The 3,041-nt window shown below is 39.6% G+C and carries 3 protein-coding genes; 2 read left to right on the plus strand and 1 reads right to left on the minus strand.

Annotated elements, in window-relative coordinates; all coding sequences use genetic code 11:
- Window positions 1-532: 532 nt before the first annotated feature.
- Both lplA and A1232T_RS12955 read left to right on the plus strand, forming a co-directional pair.
- Window positions 533-1,540, plus strand: a complete 1,008-nt coding sequence (gene lplA / locus A1232T_RS12950; RefSeq protein ID WP_244152476.1) for a lipoate--protein ligase — start codon at window positions 533-535, stop codon at window positions 1,538-1,540.
- Window positions 1,541-1,664: 124 nt separating this feature from the next.
- Entirely contained in the window at window positions 1,665-2,024 is a 360-nt protein-coding gene (locus A1232T_RS12955) for a hypothetical protein (protein WP_077449781.1), read from the plus strand.
- A 232-nt stretch (window positions 2,025-2,256) separates the two neighbouring features.
- Here A1232T_RS12955 and A1232T_RS12960 read toward each other — a convergent pair whose 3' ends face one another.
- Window positions 2,257-2,925, minus strand: a complete 669-nt coding sequence (locus A1232T_RS12960) for a sterol desaturase family protein (RefSeq protein ID WP_208606957.1) — start codon at window positions 2,923-2,925, stop codon at window positions 2,257-2,259.
- Window positions 2,926-3,041 lie beyond the last annotated feature (116 nt).

Raw genomic sequence — 3,041 nt, forward strand, 5'->3', positions numbered from 1 at the left:
GCAGATAAAGTGTTAACCCATCACTGATGGGTTAAAAAAAGCGGTGAGTTCCACCGTGTTAGCCTGTGGAGACGATGTAAGACCTGAGTGTAATCACAATGGCAGACGTCTATGAAGCAGGAAGAAAACTCTAAAACTATGTGAGTAGGGTTAGGTAAGTTTTTCGGAACGGGTAATAAAGTTATCGAAGTTTAAAAATGAGTTCATGAGCTAATCTCCCTATCAGTTAGTTGTCAGATTTTTTGTAATAAAAATAGCTTACTATTAAAATTCGACTTAGATAATCACTTCTAAACTGAATAATAAGAGTAAAATTTTTACAAAAAGTAATATTTTATAATATTACAGAAATAATTAGATAAGTTAAACTAACTTATCAATTAAACATTCAATGACTCTGAATTGAATATTGGGGAATCACTTAACTACCAAACTTTAATTGAGCTTTAATAGGCTATCAGCAACAATAATAAAAAAACCTATCGAAGATAATGTTTACAAGATTAAAAATCGAATCCAATAAGAGATAATCATGATGGAGTTAAGAATATTAAAGTCAGAAGTCACCAACCCTTGGTTTAACTTGGCCACTGAAGACTGGATTTTCCAAGAGCTGGACCCAGATTCACACACCTTATTTTTATGGCGAAACGCAGAGACCGTAGTTATCGGCCGTTCCCAAAATCCTTGGGTAGAATGTAAAACCGATAAGATGGAAGAGGACGGCGTCTATTTGGCACGTCGTCAAAGTGGGGGCGGGGCGGTATTCCATGATTTGGGCAACACCAACTTTACTTTTTTATCCCCCAGAGAAGATTACAACCAAGATGCTAACTTCAAAATTATTATTAATGCCCTAAAAAAATTAGGCATTGAGGCCACGCAATCAGGCCGCAATGATATGCAGGTGGGCGATCGAAAAATATCTGGCAGTGCTTTTAAACACTCAATTGACCGCAGCTTCCATCATGGCACTGTACTGGTCAATGCCAATATGCAAAAGCTAGGCGATTACCTAAATCCGCATCCGCTTAAACTCCAAGCTAAGGGGATTAAATCAGTTCGTTCACGGGTTGCCAACTTAGTAGATTTTAATGAAACTGTTACCCATGAAAGCCTGTCGGAAGCGATTATCGAAGCTTTTTGTGAGTATTATGGCCAAACGGTGGAGGTTGAGGAGCTAGACGAAGCTTCATTAAAAAAAGAGCCTCATCTCAATAAATATTATGAGCAAATGGCGGACTGGATCTGGCGCTTTGGTAAAACGCCTGCCTTCTCCCATCATATCGAGACCCGCTTTGATTGGGGTATTATTGATTTGCATTTGGATGTACAGCAAGCGGTAATTACCGATGTGGTTATCTTCTCTGATGCCTTGAATGTCGAGCTGATTGATGAGTTAAAACAAGCCCTGATTGAGACTAAATATACCATCACTGATGTGAAAGCTAAGCTAGAGACTCTTAAGGTAGAACGGGCGGATTTGGCGGATCAAGTAAGTGGTTTTGAGCAGTGGTTGGTGAGTGAGATGGAAACCTAATCACTGTCTCATTTTCTAATATTAAACGTAGTTTTACACTTGATAACTTAATATAAGCATCCGGTTTTGTAATATATATTAATAAACTATAAATGCTAAAAAATGAGTTATTTGGAGTTTTACTGTGTTTGATATTAAGTCGTTATTTAAAAAAGAAGTTGAAAAACAATTAACCGATGTTGAAGACTATATCTTCATGCCTGAACGTATCCATTTGAAAGTGGATGGGGGTGAGCTTAATTGTGTGCTAAATAGTGATGGTAGCGTCAATATTTTTTATACCAAGCAAGGGGTAACTGAAGTACGGGTTGCCGCTCGCAAACACCCGCTGACTGCTTTTGAAACTGAACTGCAGCATGGGTTATACGATGATCTGATAGAAGACCTTATCAAAGAGGTTGATAAGACAGTTGAGGGTGAGTCAAAGTACTTTCGCAATGTCGTGCTTCCCGCCACGGCTTCTTTGACTAGGCCTAAAGACTAGACATAGACAGACCGTCTATACCTAAACCTTTTTTACGGTCTATCTACTTAGGATCTATTTCTCTATTTTCGCTAATTAAGAGCCATCGTTATCAAGGAGTTGCCTTGTTGATACGGTGGCTTTTTAATGTGCGTTTGCGTTTCTTAGCATCCACCTCAAACTGTTCTATTTCATCTGGGCTAAACCCTCGGCGTCTGGCTTTTACATATCTTAGATAAGCGGGGATGTGTGTTTACCCCAAGTATCTATCGAGATAAGGTAAGCAGCCGGCGTAGTTTCCCTTGAATTTGGCATGATGAAAATCGTGATAGACAGGCCCTTCATAAAGAGGAAATAAATGAGCAGGATTCCAAGGGATGTCATAGCCAATATGACCATCAGCCCCTTCAACTTGACGCAAAATTACCCATAACCAAACCACATAAATGTGCGCACCCAACAAAATTGGTCCCACCAGTGTCAACGAAGCAGTCAGGGTGTATTCAACCCAATGCATATAGTTGCCATTAATGGCGCAGGTGTTGTGAACACGGTGGTGCACGCTGTGAATGTTCTTCATTAGCCATTTGTTTTCATGCATTTTGCGATGCATGAGGTAGTACAAAAAGTCATCGAGCAGAACAAAGAAAAACAGCTGAGCGATGATGATATACCAAGCCGGCAACTCGCCATTATGCACACCAGTGAGCTTCAATAAAGGCCAAACCAAGACCAGTAGTGCGGCAACTATGATGTTATTGATGATGATTCGGCCAATTGACGGCATTAAGAATTTTTTGACTTCAAATGGCTTTTGTTGGATTTTATATTTGCGTAGTGAGGCAGGATCTTTCCACGCAACAATGGTCCAAGGAATGGCTAGGGCCAGAAAGGCGGTCATACTGATGGCAAGCGTTGCCATTGGGAACATCCAAAACCAAGGGTTACAAACAGTAATCACAAATCTACATAAAAATATCTATAATTACTCACTATGAGTAAATTATTAAGTATAAAACAAGCAGCTAATCAGTTAGG

Origin of the sequence: Psychrobacter pasteurii (assembly GCF_900162815.1) — a bacterium.
GTDB classification, from domain to species: Bacteria; Pseudomonadota; Gammaproteobacteria; order Pseudomonadales; family Moraxellaceae; genus Psychrobacter; species Psychrobacter pasteurii.